Below are 17,604 nucleotides of genomic sequence, written 5' to 3'. Positions count from 1 at the left end.
GTGAGTGAGGCACTTGTCGCCTCTCAGGCCCCCGGGACGGACACATCCGTCCCGGGGGCCTCGGGGGCTCATTCGTTCTGGCGGCGGCTGCGGGCGCAGCGCGCCGCCCTTGTCGCGGCGGTCGTCGTCGCGCTGCTGGTCCTGGTCGCGCTCGTCGCGCCCCTGCTCACCGCGCTCGAGGGCCAGGACCCGACCACGTACCACCCCTCGCTCATCGACTCGGCCCGGGGGGGAGTGCCCGTGGGATCGTTCGGCGGCATGAGCGCCCACCACTGGCTCGGCGTCGAACCCCAGACCGGTCGCGACCTGTTCGCGCGTCTGGTGTACGGGGCCCGGGTGTCGCTCGGCGTCGCCCTCGCGGCGACCGTGGTGCAGGTCGTCATCGGGATCACGATCGGAGTCGCTTCGGCGCTCGGCAGCCGATGGGTCGACCAGCTCCTGAGCCGTGTCACCGACATCATCGTCGCCATGCCTCTCATGATCATGTCCCTGGCGCTGCTCGCCATCGTGCCGTCGAGCTTCCCGCGGCCCGTCCTGGTCACCCTTGTCATCGGACTGATCGCCTGGGGCAACATCGCCAAGATCGTGCGCGCGCAGACGCTCACGCTCAAGGGGCTCGACTACGTCTCCGCGGCCCGGCTCAGCGGCTGGGGGACATGGCGTATCGCCCGCCGCGAACTCCTGCCCGGCCTCGCCGCGCCCGTCATCACGTACGCGGCCCTGCTCGTCCCGATCAACATCTCGGTCGAAGCCGCCCTGTCCTTCCTCGGCGTGGGCGTGAAACCGCCGACTCCGTCCTGGGGGCAGATGCTGACCGCCGCCGACGTCTGGTACCAGGCGGCCCCCCAGTACCTGCTGTTCCCCGCCGGCGCGCTGTTCGTGACCGTCCTCGCGCTCACCGTCCTCGGCGACGGGGTGCGCACCGCGCTCGACCCGCGCGCGGCCTCCCGGCTGCGCGTCGGCGCGGGCCGCAGGCGCGGGGCCGGTTCCGGACCCGGGAAGGGAGCGGACGCATGAGCGGCTTCGGCGGTTTCGTGCTGCGCCGCGGTGTCGGGGCAGTGATCACCCTGTTCGCCATCTCGGTGATCATCTACGTCGTCTTCTACGCCACTCCCGGCAACGTCGCGCAGATCACCTGCGGCCCGCGCTGCTCGCCGGAGCAGGTGCACCAGGTGGCCCAGCAGCTCAGGCTCGACGACCCCCTGTACCTGCGCTACTGGCACTTCCTGGAAGGCATCCTCGTCGGCCAGGACTACTCGACGGGTACGGCCGTGCAGCACTGCTCCGCGCCGTGCCTCGGTCTGTCGTACCAGAGCGACCAGCAGGTCACCGAGCTGATCCTGGCCAAGCTCCCGGTCAGCCTGTCCCTCGTGCTCGGTGCGATGGTCCTGTGGCTCGTCCTGGGCGTCGGGACCGGCATGCTCTCCGCATGGCGGCGCGGCCGGCTGAGCGAGCGCGTGCTGACCGGCATCACCCTGGCGGGCACGGCGACACCCGTGTTCGTCATCGGCCTGGTCCTGATGATCGTGGTCTGCGGCGAGCTGCACCTGCTGCCCTTCCCGCAGTACGTCGCCTTCACCGACGACCCCGAACAGTGGGCGTGGAACCTGCTGCTGCCCTGGCTCTCGCTCGCCCTGATCGAGGCCGCCACGTTCGCCCGCCTGACCAGGGCGTCGATGCTGGAGACCCTGGCCGAGGACCACATACGGACCTTCCGGGCCTACGGCGTCGGCGAGCGCTCGGTCATCGGGCGGCACGCACTGCGCGGCGCGCTCGCCCCGGTCATCGCGCTGAACGCGAACAACTTCGGATCGGCCGTCGGCGGCGCCGTGCTCACCGAGACGCTGTTCGGACTCCCCGGCATCGGTCAGGAACTGGTGCACGCGGTGGCGGTCGTCGACCTGCCGGTGGTCGTCGGCATGGTCCTGGTCATCGGCTTCTTCGTGGTCATCGCCAACGCCGTCGCGGACCTGATGTACGCGGTGGCCGACCGACGGGTGGTACTGGCATGAGCGACTCCCCTGTGACGGCTCCGCTGGTACAGGTCGCGGACCTCACCGTCGAGTTCGGCGGGCTGCGTGCCGTCGACGGACTCTCCTTCGAACTGGCGGAAGGAGGCGCCCTCGGCCTGGTCGGCGAGTCCGGCTCGGGCAAGTCCACCGTCGCGTCCGCCCTGCTGGGGCTGCACCGCGACACGGGAGCCCGGGTCGGCGGGTCGGTGCTGGTCGCCGGGACCGACGTGGGACGGGCGTCCGACGAGGAACTGCGCCGGCTGCGCGGCGCAAAGGCCGCGATGGTCTTCCAGGACCCGCTGTCGTCCCTGGACCCCTACTACGCGATCGGCGACCAGATTGCCGAGGTGTACCGGGTGCACACGCGCGCCTCCCGGCGTGCCGCACGCGCGCGTGCGGTCGAGGTGCTGGACAGGGTGGGGATCCCGGACGCGGCCCGGCGGTCCCGCTCGCGCCCGCACGAGTTCAGCGGGGGCATGCGCCAGCGCGCCCTGATCGCCATGGCACTGGCCTGCGAACCCGATCTGCTGATCGCCGACGAACCGACCACCGCGCTGGACGTGACCGTCCAGGCCCAGATCCTCGACCTGCTGCACACCCTGCGGCAGGAGACCGGGATGGGGCTGCTGCTGGTCACGCACGACGTGGGTGTCGCCGCCGAGAGCGTCGACGAGGTGCTCGTCATGCGGGACGGGAAGGCAGTCGAGCACGGCTCGGTCGCCACCGTGCTCGGGGCGCCCGGCGAGGAGTACACCCGGGACCTGCTGAGCGCGGTCCCGCGCGTGGACGTCTCCCGGGTCTCCCCGGCCGCCCCCTCGGAGGAGGTCGTGATCGAGGCGGTGGGGCTGCGGCGCGAATTCGGCCGCGGCAGGGGCAGGTTCGCCGCCGTGGACGATGTGTCGCTGACGGTCAGGCGCGGGGAGACCCTCGGAGTCGTGGGCGAGAGCGGCAGCGGGAAGACCACGCTCGGGCGCATGCTGGTCGGGCTGCTCGAGCCCACGGCCGGAGAGGTCCGCTACGAGGGAGGCGTGCGGTCGGGGGTGGGCCCGGCCGTCCAGATGGTCTTCCAGGACCCCGTCTCCTCCCTCAACCCCCGGCGCAGTGTGGGCGAGTCGATCGCCGACCCGTTGCGGGCACGCGGAGAGCGCGACGAGCGGCACATCCGGCACCGCGTGGGCGAACTCCTCGCACGCGTCGGGCTCGATGCGGAGCACTACGACCGCTACCCGCACGAGTTCAGCGGTGGGCAGCGCCAGCGCGTCGGTATCGCGCGGGCCCTCGCCGCCGATCCGCGCGTCATCGTGTGCGACGAACCGGTCTCCGCCCTCGACGTCACCACCCAGGCCCAGGTGGTCGCCCTGCTCGGCGAGCTGCAGCGCGAACTCGGGCTCGCGCTCGTCTTCGTGGCGCACGACCTCGCGGTCGTGCGCCAGGTCAGCGACCGGGTCGCCGTGATGCGCGGCGGACGGATCGTCGAGTACGGGCCGGCCGACGAGGTGTACGGGGCGCCCCAGGACCCGTACACCCGGCAGCTCCTGGCCGCCGTGCCGGCCCTCGACCCCGTGGTGGCCGCCCGGCGGCGCAGCGCGCGCAAGGAGCTGACCTCGGCGTGACGCCCCGTCGGGCAAGGCTCGGCATCGGGACGGAGTGTGATCCGTTGAACTCATAGCGCGACCGAACGCGCTCCGTCCGGGAAAGTTACGACCGTTCACCCCTTTTGGTGGCGCGATGGACAACCGTCCATCGCGCCACCGCCTTGTCCGCATACGTTCGTCCCGCTGCGAGCCGCCGGGGCCAACGGCGGTTCCCATATGGGAGATCGGGGGTGCACACGTGCGCATCGGACTGCTTACGGAGGGTGGCTATCCGTATGTGAATGGTGACGCCGGGCTCTGGTGCGATCGGCTGGTGCACGGACTCGGGCAGCATGAGTTCGACGTCTACGCGCTCAGCCGCACGGAACGGCAGGAAGCCGAGGGCCGGATCCCGCTGCCGCCACAGGTCGGCAGGGTGCGGACGGCGCCCCTGTGGAGACCGCAGGACGACGGGGCGGTGCACGGGCGCCGTGCGCGGCGGCGGTTCACCGATGCGTACGCGGAACTGGCCGCCGCGCTCTGTGCTGCGCAGCAGCCGGGCCCGACGCAGCAGGACTCCGAGGGCGCCGGCCCCGAGGCGGACCGTTTCGGCGCAGCGCTGTACGCGCTTGCCGAACTCGCCCGCGACGAGGGCGGACTGACCGGTGCCCTGCGCTCCGAGACCGCCCTGCGCGCCCTCGAACACGCCTGCCGCGCGCCCCACGCCCTGCGTACGGCGCGCGCGGCGCGCGTTCCCGAACTGCTCGAAGTCGCCGCCCAGGTCGAACGCGCCCTGCGCCCCCTCTCGCTCCGCTGGTACGAGGACGACGCCCTCGGCGCCGTCGACCTCTGCCATGCCACCACGGGCGGTGCCGCGGCCCTCACCGGGCTGCTCGCCGGACACTTCACCGGAGTTCCGCTCCTGGTCACGGAGTACGGCGTCCAGTTGCGAGCGCACTACCTGGGGGCGCAGGAGGAGGCGTCCCCGGTACGCGCGCTGCTCGCCTCCTTCCACCGGCGGCTGGCCGCCGAGGTCTACCGCAGGGCGGCCTGCATCACACCCGGCAACACCCATGCCCGCCGCTGGCAGGAACGGTGCGGCGCCGACCGGGAGAGGCTGCGCACGGTCTATCCCGGCATGGAGGCGTCCCGCTTCACGGAGGTGGGCGAGTCGGCCGACGGCGCGGACCCGCACACCCTGGTCTGGGTCGGCCGTGTCGAACCCGCCAAGGATCTGATCTCCCTGCTGCACGCCTTCGCGGAGATCCACCGGGAGGAGCCGAAGGCGCGCCTGCGGATCGTGGGCGCCGCCGCCGACGCCGACGGCACGGCCTATCTGGGGCACTGCAAGGCGCTGGCCGCACAGCTCTTCCCCGACGAGGCCGAAGGCGTGCACGCCATCGGCGACAACCCGGTGTCCTTCGAGGAGATCGGCGGGCCGGAGGTGCCCGACCTGGCGGCGGCGTACGCCGCCGGCGCGGTCGTTGTCCTGTCGAGCGTGGTCGAAGGGTTCCCGATCAGCCTGGTGGAGGCCATGTTCTGCGGCCGGGTGACGGTCTCCACGGACGTGGGCGCGGTGGTGGAGGTCATCGGTGGCACGGGACTCGTGGTCCCGTCGCGCAATCCGCGGGCGCTCGCGGAGACGTGCCTGGCGTTGCTGAGTGACCCCGAGCGCCGTGAGCGCCTCGGCGCGGCCGCCCGCGCGCGGGCCCTGGAGCTGTTCACCGTCGAGCAGAACGTGGCGGCATTTCACGGCATTTACCTGGAGATCGTCTCGCACGCCCCGGTGCGGCGGGTGCTGGTGAACGAATCGGGCGAGCCGCTGCCCTTCGGAGCACCGGCGGAGTCCCATCTGCCCGGCCGCTGGACCGAGGTGCGGACGCCGGGCGGCAGGCCTCGCTGGGCGTGGGCGCCGGGCGAGCCGACGGCTTCCGGGCGTCCCGCACGACAGCGCAAGGGATCCGTCCCGGCCGTGGAGGGGGCGCGATGAGCGACCTCGGAGAACTGGACCGCCCCGGCACACCGGGCGACTCCGGCCCCTGGGACACACAGTCGGAGGAATGGCTCGCCGGGGTGTGGGAAGGGCACGCGGACGAGGCCGTCCCGGACGCCGACCGCGAGGTTCGACCCCAGGGCGGAGCATCGTCCGGCGGGACCGAGAGCACGGCGGACAGGACGGACCCGGGCCGGGCGGCGGTCCGTGCACCGGGCGCCGAGCCGCGCTCGAATGCCGGCACGCCGGAGCATGCGCCCCCTGCCGCGGGAGTCACCGCCCACGCGGCCGACAGCGGCGACCCGGGCCGCAGGGCCTCTGCCCGCCGCGGTGCCGTCGACCCGGTCAAGACCCTCCTCCACCGGCACCGCGAGCTGTGCGAGCGCGCCGTCGACCCACTGGAGATCGCGGCCGGTCTCGAGGCGCACGGCCTGACCGACCGGACCGCCGCCCGCTTCCGGCACCGGGACGTCTTCTCGCTGGCCGAGGAGATGTACGCGCGCGTGCCGCGCGACGGCGACGCGCCCCCGCCACGATCCGGGCCCGCGCCGGCCGCCCGCGGGAACTGGGTGTGGGTGCTCCTCGCGCTGCTCCCCGGCGCGCTGTGCACGGCCGCCGTCATCGGGCTGCGGGCCACCGAGGGCAGGGTCCGGCTCGCCGTCGCCGCGTTCGGCGTCCTCGCGGTCGCGTTCGGCCTGCGCACGGCGCTCCGACGCGGCCCGCTCCGCGCGCCCGCCCGAGCCGCGTCCACCGCGACCCGCGTCTGGACCTGCTGGCTGCTCGCCTACGCCCTCCTCGGCGACGGCCTGTTGGAGGCCGCGCTGAACGGCGGCCCGCACGGGACCTGGACCTTGGCCGTCGCCCCGGTCCTCGCCCTCGCCCTGGCCGTCGCCCCCGCCGTCTGGTGCGCCCACCTCTTCGCGCTGCGCGCCCGCCGCAAACTCACCGTCAGCCGCGGCCTGGAGGACTTCACGTCCTCGGCGAAGCCGCTCCTGCTCGGCACGTTCGGACTCTTCCTCTGCGCCCTCGGAGCCCTGCTCGCACTGTGCGGGGCACTGCTGGGCGAGCCCACCGCATACGCCGGAGCCGCCGCGGTGGGAGCGCTCCTTCTGCTTGCCCGGCTGCTCTGCGTGCACGGTTTCGGCCATGCCCCGGCGGTCGTCCTCGGCACCGTCGCCGTCGCCGAGGCCACTGCCCTGGCCTCGGTCTTCGCCGGACGGCTCCCCGGCTGCTCGTTCCTTGCCGCGCCGGTGCGGACCCTGACAGACACCGGGGGAGCGGACGCCGTCCCGGCCCTGCTGTGCGCGCCGGCCGCCCTGGCCCTGCTGGCCCACGCGCTGCGGACCCTGACCCGGGCGTCCGCCCACGCCAGGCCGCCCGGATCCCCGTGAGTCCGGTCCATGGCGTCCCGCCTCCGACGTCGTGAACCGCCGTTGCAGCCGGGGACCTCGTCCCCGGCACCCGTCTCCCGCGGGGCCGACACCGCGGGCCCTCTCATCCCACGGCACCACCCCGAAGGAGAACGTCAGATGATCACCTCCCGAACCGGAGAATCCGCCCCGGGAGCCGCCCGATGAGGGTCCTGCTGATCGGAGCCAACGGATATCTCGGACGCTTCGTCGCCGACCGGCTGCTCGCCGACCCGGCCGTGCAGCTCACCGCGCTCGGCCGCGGCGACGACGCCGACGTACGGTTCGACCTCGCCTCCGGCAGCCCGGGCGCGCTCACCCGCTTCCTGGACGCCGTCCACCCCGGGGTCGTCATCAACTGCGCGGGAGCCATCAGAGGCGGCGCCCGCGACCTCACCCGGCACAACACCGTCGCCGTCGCCACCGTGTGCGAGGCCCTGCGCCGCAGCGGCTGCGGGGCCCGGCTGGTGCAGATCGGCTGCGGGGCCGAGTACGGACCCAGTCAGCCCGGCTCCTCCACGGCCGAGGACGCCATCCCGCGTCCCGGCGGCCCGTACGGCGTCAGCAAGCTCGCCGCGACCGAACTGGTCCTCGGCTCGGGCCTGGACGCCGTCGTGCTCCGCGTCTTCTCACCCGCGGGACCCGGCACCCCCGCCGGATCCCCGCTGGGTCGCCTGGCCGAAGCGCTCCGCCGTGCCATGCAGTCCGGCGACGGCGAACTGAAGCTGGGCGGTCTCGGCGCCCAGCGTGACTTCGTCGACGTCCGCGACGTCGCCCGGGCCGTCCATGCCGCGTCCCTCTCCGCGGCGCAGGGTGTGATCAACATTGGCTCCGGCCGCGCGGTACGGCTCCGCGACGCGGTCGCCGTCCTCGCCCGTGTGGCCGGCTACGGCGGCAACCTGCATGAACTCGACGGACCTCCCGGACCGATGCGGTCGGCCATCGGCCATCCGCGCAACGACCCGGAGCATGCCGCTCCCGTCGCCCATCCCTACCCGGACGGCTGCGGCAGCTGGCAGCAGGCCGATGTGCGCACCGCCCGCGACAGGCTCGGCTGGCGCCCGCGGATCAACCTCGAAGAGTCCCTCGCCGACATCTGGATGGAGGCGGCATGCCGCATCTGACCAGCACCACAGCGGGCACCACGAGCACCGGCCTGGACATGGGCCTCGGTATTCCCGGTTATGCGCACCCGCTCGTCGCCCCGCTGGAGTGGGGGGAGCTCACACGCCCCGGCACCCCGGTGCACTGGGCGGTCCTCAACGTGAGCGGAGGCCCGGGCATCCGGCCCGACCCGCACTGCCTGGAGGCGGCGGGACGGCTGACCAACGCGGGCGTCCGTGTTCTCGGTCACCTCGACGTCACCTATGGCGCGCGGCCCCACGGCGAGTTGATCTCCGAGGCCCACCGCTATCTCGACTGGTACCGGGTCGACGGATTCTTCCTGGACCGGTGCCCGACCGAGCGCGCCGCACTTCCCGAGATCCGCCGCACCATCACCACCCTGCGTACACTCCTCGCTCCGGGCCACATCGTGCTGGGGCACGGCGCGCACCCGTATCCCGGATACGCCGAGAACGGCGACCAGTTGGTCACGTACTCCGGCCCCTGGAGCGAGTACCGCTGGTCGCAGGTGGCCGAGTGGACCGCCGACTATCCGCCCGAGCGGTTCTGCCACTTCGTGCACGGTGTTCCCCGCCGCCATCTCGAGGAGGCATTACGCATCGCGCGCTGGCAGGGGGCCGGGACGATCTGGTTCACCGACCGCTACGGCCGGGGTGGCCGAACCGACCCCTGGGAGTCCCTGCCCGGCTACTGGGACGAAATCGTCTCGCGCATCGGACCGGGTGTCTCGGAATGAAGAAGGGCGTGGCAGTGTTACGGGTGAACAACCGTAGTGATTGACCGACCAACGGAGTCCCCGTGTCGCTGCCACCCCTGGTTGAGCCGGCTGCCGAGCTCACCGTAGACGAGGTCCGCAGGTACTCCCGCCACCTGATCATCCCCGATGTCGGGATGGACGGGCAGAAGCGGCTGAAGAACGCGAAGGTGCTCTGTGTGGGCGCGGGCGGTCTGGGCTCGCCCGCCCTGATGTACCTGGCCGCGGCCGGCGTGGGAACGCTGGGGATCGTGGAGTTCGACGAGGTCGACGAGTCGAACCTGCAGCGGCAGATCATCCACAGCCAGGCCGACATCGGCCGCTCGAAGGCCGAGTCCGCGCGTGACTCGGTGCAGGGCATCAACCCTTACGTGAACGTGATCCTTCACGAGGAGCGGCTCGAGGCCGACAACGTGATGGACATCTTCAGCCAGTACGACCTGATCGTCGACGGCACGGACAACTTCGCCACGCGCTACCTGGTCAACGACGCGTGCGTGCTGCTGAACAAGCCATACGTGTGGGGCTCGATCTACCGCTTCGACGGCCAGGCCTCCGTCTTCTGGTCCGAGCACGGCCCCTGCTACCGCTGCCTGTACCCGGAGCCCCCGCCGCCGGGCATGGTCCCGTCGTGCGCCGAGGGCGGCGTCCTCGGCGTGCTGTGCGCGTCCATCGGCTCCATCCAGGTGACCGAGGCGATCAAGGTCCTCACCGGCACGGGCGAGCCGCTCGTCGGCCGGCTGATGATCTACGACGCCCTGGAGATGCAGTACCGCCAGGTCAAGGTTCGCAAGGACCCGAACTGCGCGGTCTGCGGTGAGAACCCGACCGTCACCGAGCTCATCGACTACGAGGCCTTCTGTGGCGTCGTCTCCGAGGAGGCCCAGGCGGCCGCCGCCGACTCGACGATCACTCCCAAGCAGCTCAAGGAGTGGATCGACGACGGCGAGAACATCGAGATCATCGACGTCCGCGAGCCGAACGAGTACGAGATCGTCTCCATCCCGGGTGCCCGGCTGATCCCGAAGAACGAGTTCCTCATGGGCACCGCGCTGGAGAGCCTCCCGCAGGACAAGAAGATCGTCCTGCACTGCAAGACGGGTGTCCGCAGTGCGGAAGTCCTCGCCGTGCTGAAGTCGGCGGGCTTCGCGGACGCGGTCCACGTGGGCGGTGGCGTGATCGGCTGGGTCAACCAGATCGAGCCCGACAAGCCCGTGTACTGACCCCTACGGCGTACCGGCGAGACACAACAGGCCCACGGCTGCGACCAGTCCAGCTGCCGTGGGCCTGTGCCATGGCCGGTCGCCCTCGGCCTGCGCGCACGGGCAGGGAACCCCCGGCGCTCAGTCCACATCTGATGGCACGCGCGTGGCCTGGTGGTAGTACATCCGCCAGCCTTCGGCTCCGTCCCCCTTGCGCCAGATCGAACTGTGCCTGGTCCTGCGCTCGCCGATCATGGTCTCGAACGTCAGATGCACAAGCCCGGGCGCGAGCAGCACCCCCGAGATCTTCGAGGGCTCGTAGTGCGGACCGTCCTCCGCGCTGCCGGCAAGCCCGGCCAGTTCGGCCAGCATGGAGTCGTACGTCCACCGCCGTCCCGACCCGCCGATCTCGACGAACTCCGGGTCGAGAAGCCGCCCGGCACGTTCGCGCGAGGCACGCACATCCGGATCCATGAGAAGCAACTCGCCCGCGATGGCCTGGCTCACATCGTCTGTCGCACTGTCCATGGGCCCATCCTCACCCGGCCCGTCCGGCCGGCCGCCACCGGGCGGGCGCCGGCACCCTTGCCCGAGGGCTTCGGGCGCCGCGATGCCCGAAGCCCTCGCGATCGTCATGAGCAGACCTTGCCCTCCGCCGGGACAGTGCCGTTCAGCAGATAGGCGTTCACCGCCGAGTCGACGCAGTCGCTTCCGCTCCCGTACGCCCCGTGTCCCTCGCCCTTCCAGGTGAGCAGGACGCCGACGCCCTTGCCGAGCCCGTCGGCCATCTTCTGCGCGCCCTCGTACGGCGTCGCGGGATCCCCGGTGTTGCCCACCACCAGGACGGGCGCCGCTCCCGGGGCGCTGACCTCGGGATGGTCGAACTCCCCGGCCACCGGCCAGTCGTGACACCAGCCGGCCGTGTCCCAGCCCAGGAAGTCGCCGAACACGGGGGAGATCTTCTCGAACTCCGGCAGCAGCTTCTTCATCTGCTGCGCCGTCGGCCGCTGCTTGTCGTCGAGGCACGATATGACCCGCTGGGAGTGCGTCGTAGTGCCGTAGCGGCCCGAGGCGTCCCGCTCGTTGTAGGAGTCGGCGAGCCTCAGCAGCTCCGAGCCGTCGCCCGACTGGGCCGACTGCAGGGCGATGGTGAGGGCGGGCCAGCTGTCCTTGCTGTAGAGCGGCAGGACGATGCCGGTGAGGGCCAGGCTCTGGGTGAGCTTGCGCCCGGAGGACGTCGGCAGCGGCTTGGCGTCGATCCGCTTCATCAGGTCCGCGATCTCGCGGGAACCCTGCTTCGGGTCCTGGCCGGTCGACTTGAGGTAGTCGTCCAGGGCCCGCTGGAAGCCGAGGGTCTGGTTCTTGGCGTGGCCCACGCTGTCGGCCGTCGGGTCCACGACCGCGTCGAGCACGGACCGGCCGATGTGGGTCGGGAACAGATGGGCGTACACACCGCCGAGTTCGGTGCCGTAGGAGATGCCGAAGTAGTGCATCTTGCGGTCGCCGAGCACCTCGCGGATCAGGTCCATGTCGCGTGCCGTGTCGGTGGTCGACACATGCGCGAGCAGCTTTCCGGCGGCCTTGGCGCAGCCCTTGCCGAAGTCGGCGGCGTCGCGGAGATACGCCGTCTCCTCGGCGGAGTCGTCCGGAGTGGTGTCGACGGTCTCGGCCGCCTGGATCGCCTTGTCGCTGCGGCAGCGGATCCCCTCGCTGGCGCCGACCCCGCGCGGATCCCAGCTCACCAGGTCATAGCGCTCGTGGAGCTTGGAGACGACGTTCGCGTACGACGGCAGTATCGAGACGCCCGACCCTCCAGGCCCGCCGAAGTTGAAAAGGAGCGAGCCTATGCGGCTGTCTCCGGTGGCCTTGGAGCGGATCAGTGCCACGCCGATGGTCTCACCACCCGGCTTCGACCAGTCCAGAGGCACCTTCACCGTCGCGCACTGCCAGTCGCCGGACGGCGCGGAGGCGCCCGTGCAGCGACCCCAGTCGAGCTTTTGGGAGGTGAGGGAGGAGGGCAGGCCGGAGGACGTCGCGGGAGCGGACGCCGAGAACGCGTCGTCGGACCCGTGCTTCGCGTCGTCGTCGGACGCGCCGGACGAACCGCCGCAGCCTGTCAGCAGCACCGCCGCGGCGACCGCGGCCGTCCACCATGCGAAACGTGACATGTGCACCCCCCTGACGAGCTCCCCGCACGGAGACGCGAGGAACAGTCAGGCCATAGTAGGCGGGCCCGGCCGAGACCATGCCCGCCTGTGGATAAGTCACTGACCTGCGCTTTTCCTGTGATTGTGCGCCGGTCGAGGAAGGGTCGCCACCGGGAGCCGGCGGGATCAGTAGCAGACGGTACCGGCCGGCGGGATCCGTCCGTTCAGCAGATAGTTGTTCACGGCGTTCTGCACGCACTTGCTGCCGCTGTCGTAGGAGCCGTGCCCCTGGCCGTGGTAGGTCAGCTCGATGCCGACACCCTTGCCCAGCGCCTGCGCCATCCTCCTCGCGCCCTCGTACGGGGTGGCGGGGTCACCGGTGTTGCCGACGACCAGGATCGGCGGGGCACCGGGCGCGCTCACGTTCGGATGGGTGGCCGCTCCCGCGACCGACCAGTCGGTGCAGCTGACCATTCCCCAGGCCAGGAGCTCGCCGAACAACGGGGACGCGGCCCGGAACTGCGGCAGGCTCGCCTTCACGTCCGCGGTGGTGTAGCGCGCCTTCTGGTCCGCGCAGTTGATGGCGATGTTCGCGGGGATCAGATTGCTGTACTGGCCGTTGTCGCTGCGCCCGTTCATCGCGTCGGACAGCAGCATCAGCACCTTGCCGTCGCCGGCGTACGCCTGCTGGAGGCCCTCGGTGAGGTACGGCCAGAAGTCCTTGGAGTACAGGGCCTCGGCGATGCCGTTGACCGCGGCGGTCTGGGTGAGCAGCCGGGGCGCGATGCCGGGGATCGGCTTGCTGTCGAGCCTCTTGATCAGCGCGGCGATGCGGTTCCTGACGTCCTGCGGCGTCTTGCCGATCGGGCATCCCGTGCTCTGCTGGGTGCAGTTCCGGGCGAAGTTGTCGAACGCGAGCTGGAAGCCCTTGGCCTGTCCGAGCGCGCTCTGTTTCGAGTCCTGTGTCGGGTCGACGACCGCGTCGAGCACGGCCCGTCCGAGCTTTCCGGGGAACAAGTGGGCGTAGACGCCGCCGAGTTCGGTGCCGTACGAGATGCCGAAGTAGTTCAGCTTGGCGTCGCCGAGCACCTGACGCATCAGGTCCATGTCCCGGGCGGCGTCGGTGGTGCCTACATACGGCAGCACCTTGCCGGAGTTCAGCTTGCAGGTCCTGTTGAACCGCTCGGTGTTGTAGAGGTACGTCTTCTTCTCGGCCGGGGTGTCGGGCGTCGCGTCCTGCTGGAAGAACGCGTCGAGTTGCTGGTCGTTCTCGCAGATCACGGGCGAACTGCGGCCGACGCCGCGCGGGTCGAAGCTCACCAGGTCGAAACGGGTGCGCAGGGCCGCGTAGTCCTGCGCGAAGGCGGGCAGCGTGCTGACGCCGGAGCCGCCCGGGCCCCCGAAGTTGAAGACGAGGGAGCCGATGCGCTTGCTCGGGGGGCCACTGGCCTTCACCCGGATCAAGGCTATGTCGATGGTGCCGCTCTTGGGGTTGTCCCAGTTCAGGGGCGCTTTCATGGTGGCGCACTGCCATCGGCTGCCGTCGGGCAGCGGCGCCGGGGCGCTGCCGCCGCCCTGCGCGGCGGAGGGCGCGGGGCAGTCCTTCCAGTTCAGCTTCTGACCGGCCGTGTTCGCGGTCGGGCCCGAAGGCGCCCCGGTTGCGGGGCCGGTGGTCCAGCCCGTCAGCAGGGGGGTGGCGAGGACAGCGGTGGCGGCCAGTGAGACGGCGCGGATCCTGTGAGGGTTCGACATGATCCCATCGTGCGGGCGCACGGCGAGAAGCGCTCAGAATGCGGGCCGTGCGGGTGAGTTCGGGTGCCGAAAACCGCGTGTCGCTTTGCGTGTCGGGGGCCGGCGCCCGCCCCTGGCCCCGGTACTAGAGCGACCCCTTGCGCGTCAGATGGTTGAAGAACAGCCACCCGGGCAGGACAGGCAGCCACAGCGTCAGCAGCCGGTACAGCAGCACCGCCGGCGCGGCCACCTCCTTGGGGAGGCCGACGGCGATGAGGCCGACGGTCAGGGTGGCCTCCACCGCGCCCACGCCGCCCGGGGTCGGCGCGGCCGATCCGAGCGCGTTGCCCGCGAGGAAGACGACCGCGACGCTGGCCAGGGTCAAAGTGGTCGGCTCCTCGTGACCGAACGCCCGGATCGACGCGTCCAGGCACATCACGAACGACGCGGTCAGCAGCAGCATGCCGCCGATACCGGTGACCAGCTTCTGGGGGCGCTGCAGCACGTCCAGCATGCGCGGCACGACACCCGCGAACAACGACCTCACGCGCGTGACGACGAACTTCCGCAGGAACGGCACCGACGTGACCACCAGGACGAGCACCGCGACCGTCAGCAGGCCCGCGATGACCGTACGGGAGGGGGACAGCGAGGGTGTCTTCTCGGTGCCCGTGAGATAGCCGAAGGAGAGCAGCATCAGCACATGACAGCCCAGTCCGAACAGCTGCGAGGCGCCGACGCTGGCGACCGCGAGACCCGGCCGTACGCCGGCGCGCTGCAGGAAGCGCGTGTTGAGCGCCACTCCGCCGACCGCCGCGGGCGCCACGATCTTCACGAAGGAGCCGGCGACCTGCGCCGCCACGGTCCGCCAGAACGGCACCCGCTCGGGCACGAAGCCCAGCAGCGCCATTGCGGCCGCGACATAACTCAGGGCGGAGAAGAGCACGGCCGCCGCCACCCAGCCCCATTCGGCGCTGGAGAAGAGCGTGCCGAACTCGATGTGAGTCAGCTGGGTGAGCAGGAAGTACGCGCCGATGGCACCCGCGATGAAGCTGATCAGGGTTCGGGGCCGCACTCGCTCCAGGCGAACCGGCTCGACCGGCGCCTGCGGGCGGATCCGCAGCACCTGGTGGCGGATCTGGGTGAGCAGATCCTCCTCGCGTGCCTCGTCGAGCGCCTCGTCGAGCGCTCGCTTCTCGGCCCGGTGCTCTGCGCGGGCCGCCTTCTTGTCGGGCTTGTCGAGGACGACTTCCGCGCCCTCGTGGCCTTCCTCCAGGCGGGCCGCCTTGGCCTGCCGGGACGCCTCGAGGACCGCCTCCCGCTCGCGATGCGCCCGTTCGCGGGCGAGTTTCCTGAGCGTCGCGCGCGTGGAGCGCGTCAGGGCGATGGGCTGGAGCATGGGCAGACAGTCGGCGACCGCGTCCGGGCCGAGCACGCCGACCGCGGACGCCACCGCGCGCGGGGCACCGACGCGCAGCCCGAGCGTGGTCAGCAGCTGCGCGATGTCCATCCGCAGTACCAGGTCGCCGGCCGCGATCTCGCCGTTGCGCAGATCCGTCAGGATCACCGCGCCCGAGCCGTCCACCACGATGGCGTCGCCGGCCAGCCGGCGGTGCGCGATGCGCCGTGACTGGAGGGCGCGCACCTGCTGCCAGGTGTCGCGCATCAGCTCGTCGGTGATCTCCTCGTCGGCCAGCTGGTCCAGGTTTCGGCCGCCGGTGTGCTCGTAGACGAGCATCACGGCGTCCGGGCCGAGCTCCGAGGTCGCGATCAGCTTGGGGGCGTTCGCTCCTGCCGCGATGGCCGCGTACGCGAGGAGCGCCTCCTGCTCGAGGGCCTGGCGGAGCGACTGCAGGCTGCGGCGAGTGGTGATGCCGCGCAGGGTCAGCTGCCGCCACACACGGTAGAAGAAGGCCTGGGCCTGCTGCTCGCGGTCGACGACGGTGACGTCCAGGGGCGGGCCGTCCTCCAGGGTGACGAAGTAGCGCCGGCCGCGGTCGCCGCTGTCCGTCGTGTCGGGCATGTCCTCGCGCGCCGCGGTCACGGGGCGGAAGCCCACGGTGCGCAGGCCCGCCATCAGGGTCCGCCCGGTGGGCCGTACGTTCGGAGAGCCGACCGCGTACAGCGTCCCGGCCGCCACGGTCCAGCCGATCAGGACCGTCAGGACGATCGAGAACGGGGTGGTGTAGCCGGTGACCAGCATCGAGAAGGCGTCGAGCAGCAGCACCACCCACAGCACGGCGCGCCAGCGGGGTCGGCGTGACATGCCGACGGCCGTCATATAGGCGATGACGGGTGCGAGGTAGCCGTGCACCGGGTCGGTCAGGGCGTGGATGTCGCCGGGGGAGGGCTGGGTGAGTGCGTCCTGGATGGAGGGCGGCGCCGCCCGCGCGACCCACAGGTCCGTGGCGAGCGTCACCCCGTGGGCGAGGACCGCCGCGAGGACGCCGTCGGCGATCCGCAACCCGTCCCGCTTGATCAGCCGCTCGATCGCGAAGGCGACGGGCACCAGAAGGATCGCGATGCTCGACGCCAGACCCGCGATCTTGATCAGGAGGTCGGGTGCCTGCCCGGTCCCCTTGTTGATGTCCTGTTCGAGCCCCGATGTGGTGCCGTGTGCGAACGCCGCGATCGCAAGGAGCACCGCGATCGCGAGCACGCCCACCAGGAGGCGCATGAGATCGGAGGGACGGTGCACGCGCGCGGGGAGCAGCGGTTCGTCGCCCTCGACCTCGTCGTTGTGGGCGTCGACGCGGTCCTCCTCGGACTGGTGACGCGGGCCGGTCTTCGGGGCCTCCGGCGGCCCCTTCGCGTCGTGTGCCTTATTGTGCGCGTTTTCGCCGGTCTGCGGCTTCTTGTCGTCGGTGCCTTCGCTGCGGGTCCGTCCGGCTGCGGCGGTGTCCGGGCGCGACGAAGCCTCAGAGGTGCCCTCCGCGTCGTCGGGGTGCACACCCTGCTGTTTCATCGTCTCTTCTTGATCTCGTATCACCAGTCACCGCCCGCATGATGGTGGCATGGCACCCCGACACACGGGGGCATCAGGGTGCAAATGCGGGGGCGCACAGTCTGCCCGAAGCGCCGCCCCGGGGCGAGGCATACGCCCGGAGGCTCTCATGTCACATTGTCGGTCCCGTGGGGCAGGATGGGGCGGATGAGCGAGGAGAGCCTGCCGGACGCCCTGCCGGAGTACGCGGAACGTGTCCTTGACGTGGCGGATCGTATTCCGCCGGGACGCGTGATGACGTACGGGGACGTGGCGGAGTGGCTGGAGGAGGGCGGACCGCGTCAGGTGGGTCGTGTGATGGCCCTCTACGGAGGCGCGGTTCCCTGGTGGCGCGTCATCCGCGCGGACGGTGTGCTGCTGCCCGGCCATGAACTGGAGGCGCTGGGCCACTACCGCGAGGAGGGGACCGCACTGCGCGAGGCGAGCCGCGCCGCCGAGGGCCATCTGCCCCGGGTCGACGTGAGACGGGCGCGCTGGGACGGCGAGGAGCGCCCGCAGGGGCACCCCTGACGGCTTCCGGTGCCGGAGGGGGCCCAAGACGGCCTGTCGCCCGTTCGGGGCAACCAGGGCACGTCTGTGGCCTGGGTTACGTTCGTGCTGCGGGGGACACCAGTGGCCCGTGAGGCGTGCCGGACCAAGGGGAAGGCCTGCTT

Annotated in this window: 13 protein-coding genes; 9 read left to right on the top strand and 4 right to left on the bottom strand. The window is 71.5% G+C overall.

Translation table 11 applies throughout. The features are described 5' to 3' along the window. From ADL25_RS15655 to moeZ, 8 genes are all read left to right on the top strand, one after another. Complete coding sequence (locus ADL25_RS15655) at positions 1–1,017, top strand: ABC transporter permease (RefSeq protein WP_059128340.1); 1,017 nt, start codon at positions 1–3, stop codon at positions 1,015–1,017. Beyond that, on the top strand, positions 1,014–2,012 hold the full coding sequence (locus tag ADL25_RS15650) for an ABC transporter permease (RefSeq protein ID WP_059128339.1): 999 nt from the start codon (positions 1,014–1,016) through the stop codon (positions 2,010–2,012). The genes ADL25_RS15655 and ADL25_RS15650 overlap by 4 nt, the downstream gene beginning before the upstream one ends. Then, positions 2,009–3,625, top strand: coding sequence for a dipeptide ABC transporter ATP-binding protein (locus tag ADL25_RS15645; protein WP_059128338.1), 1,617 nt, complete (start codon positions 2,009–2,011; stop codon positions 3,623–3,625). Before ADL25_RS15650 ends, ADL25_RS15645 begins: the two co-directional genes overlap by 4 nt. A 220-nt stretch (positions 3,626–3,845) precedes the next feature. After that, the gene (gene pelF / locus ADL25_RS15640) at positions 3,846–5,576 is read left to right on the top strand and encodes a GT4 family glycosyltransferase PelF (protein ID WP_059128337.1); all 1,731 of its coding nucleotides are present in this window, start codon (positions 3,846–3,848) and stop codon (positions 5,574–5,576) included. Further along, complete coding sequence (locus ADL25_RS15635; RefSeq protein ID WP_059128336.1) at positions 5,573–6,970, top strand: hypothetical protein; 1,398 nt, start codon at positions 5,573–5,575, stop codon at positions 6,968–6,970. The genes pelF and ADL25_RS15635 overlap by 4 nt, the downstream gene beginning before the upstream one ends. Before the next feature lie 182 nt (positions 6,971–7,152). Further along, positions 7,153–8,112, top strand: a complete 960-nt coding sequence (locus tag ADL25_RS15630; protein WP_059128335.1) for an NAD-dependent epimerase/dehydratase family protein — start codon at positions 7,153–7,155, stop codon at positions 8,110–8,112. After that, a complete protein-coding gene (locus ADL25_RS15625; RefSeq protein ID WP_059128334.1) occupies positions 8,100–8,849 on the top strand; it encodes a spherulation-specific family 4 protein in 750 nt (249 codons plus the stop codon). The genes ADL25_RS15630 and ADL25_RS15625 overlap by 13 nt, the downstream gene beginning before the upstream one ends. A 62-nt stretch (positions 8,850–8,911) precedes the next feature. Beyond that, positions 8,912–10,090: an adenylyltransferase/sulfurtransferase MoeZ gene (gene moeZ, locus ADL25_RS15620; RefSeq protein ID WP_059128333.1), complete on the top strand. Its 1,179-nt coding sequence runs from the start codon at positions 8,912–8,914 to the stop codon at positions 10,088–10,090. A 120-nt stretch (positions 10,091–10,210) separates the two neighbouring features. Here moeZ and ADL25_RS15615 read toward each other — a convergent pair whose 3' ends face one another. The 4 genes from ADL25_RS15615 to ADL25_RS15600 all read right to left on the bottom strand — a co-directional run bounded on the left by ADL25_RS15615 (position 10,211) and on the right by ADL25_RS15600 (position 16,912). Continuing rightward, positions 10,211–10,597: a DUF4440 domain-containing protein gene (locus tag ADL25_RS15615; protein WP_059128332.1), complete on the bottom strand. Its 387-nt coding sequence runs from the start codon at positions 10,595–10,597 to the stop codon at positions 10,211–10,213. A gap of 104 nt (positions 10,598–10,701) precedes the next feature. Beyond that, a complete protein-coding gene (locus ADL25_RS15610; protein WP_059128331.1) occupies positions 10,702–12,237 on the bottom strand; it encodes an alpha/beta hydrolase in 1,536 nt (511 codons plus the stop codon). Between the two features lie 165 nt (positions 12,238–12,402). After that, positions 12,403–13,968: an alpha/beta hydrolase gene (locus tag ADL25_RS15605; RefSeq protein ID WP_059128330.1), complete on the bottom strand. Its 1,566-nt coding sequence runs from the start codon at positions 13,966–13,968 to the stop codon at positions 12,403–12,405. Between the two features lie 124 nt (positions 13,969–14,092). Beyond that, positions 14,093–16,912, bottom strand: coding sequence for a lysylphosphatidylglycerol synthase transmembrane domain-containing protein (locus ADL25_RS15600; protein ID WP_059128329.1), 2,820 nt, complete (start codon positions 16,910–16,912; stop codon positions 14,093–14,095). A gap of 186 nt (positions 16,913–17,098) precedes the next feature. Between ADL25_RS15600 and ADL25_RS15595 the strand changes: the two genes are divergently transcribed. Beyond that, positions 17,099–17,461 (top strand): MGMT family protein, encoded by a 363-nt coding sequence (locus ADL25_RS15595; protein ID WP_059128328.1) that lies wholly within the window; start codon positions 17,099–17,101, stop codon positions 17,459–17,461. The last annotated feature ends 143 nt before the right edge of the window (positions 17,462–17,604 follow it).

Origin of the sequence: Streptomyces sp. NRRL F-5122 (assembly GCF_001507435.1) — a bacterium.
Classification (GTDB): domain Bacteria; phylum Actinomycetota; class Actinomycetes; order Streptomycetales; family Streptomycetaceae; genus Streptomyces; species Streptomyces lannensis.
The sequence above is the reverse complement of the archived record's forward strand: the minus strand, read 5'-3'. Positions and strand labels throughout refer to the sequence as shown.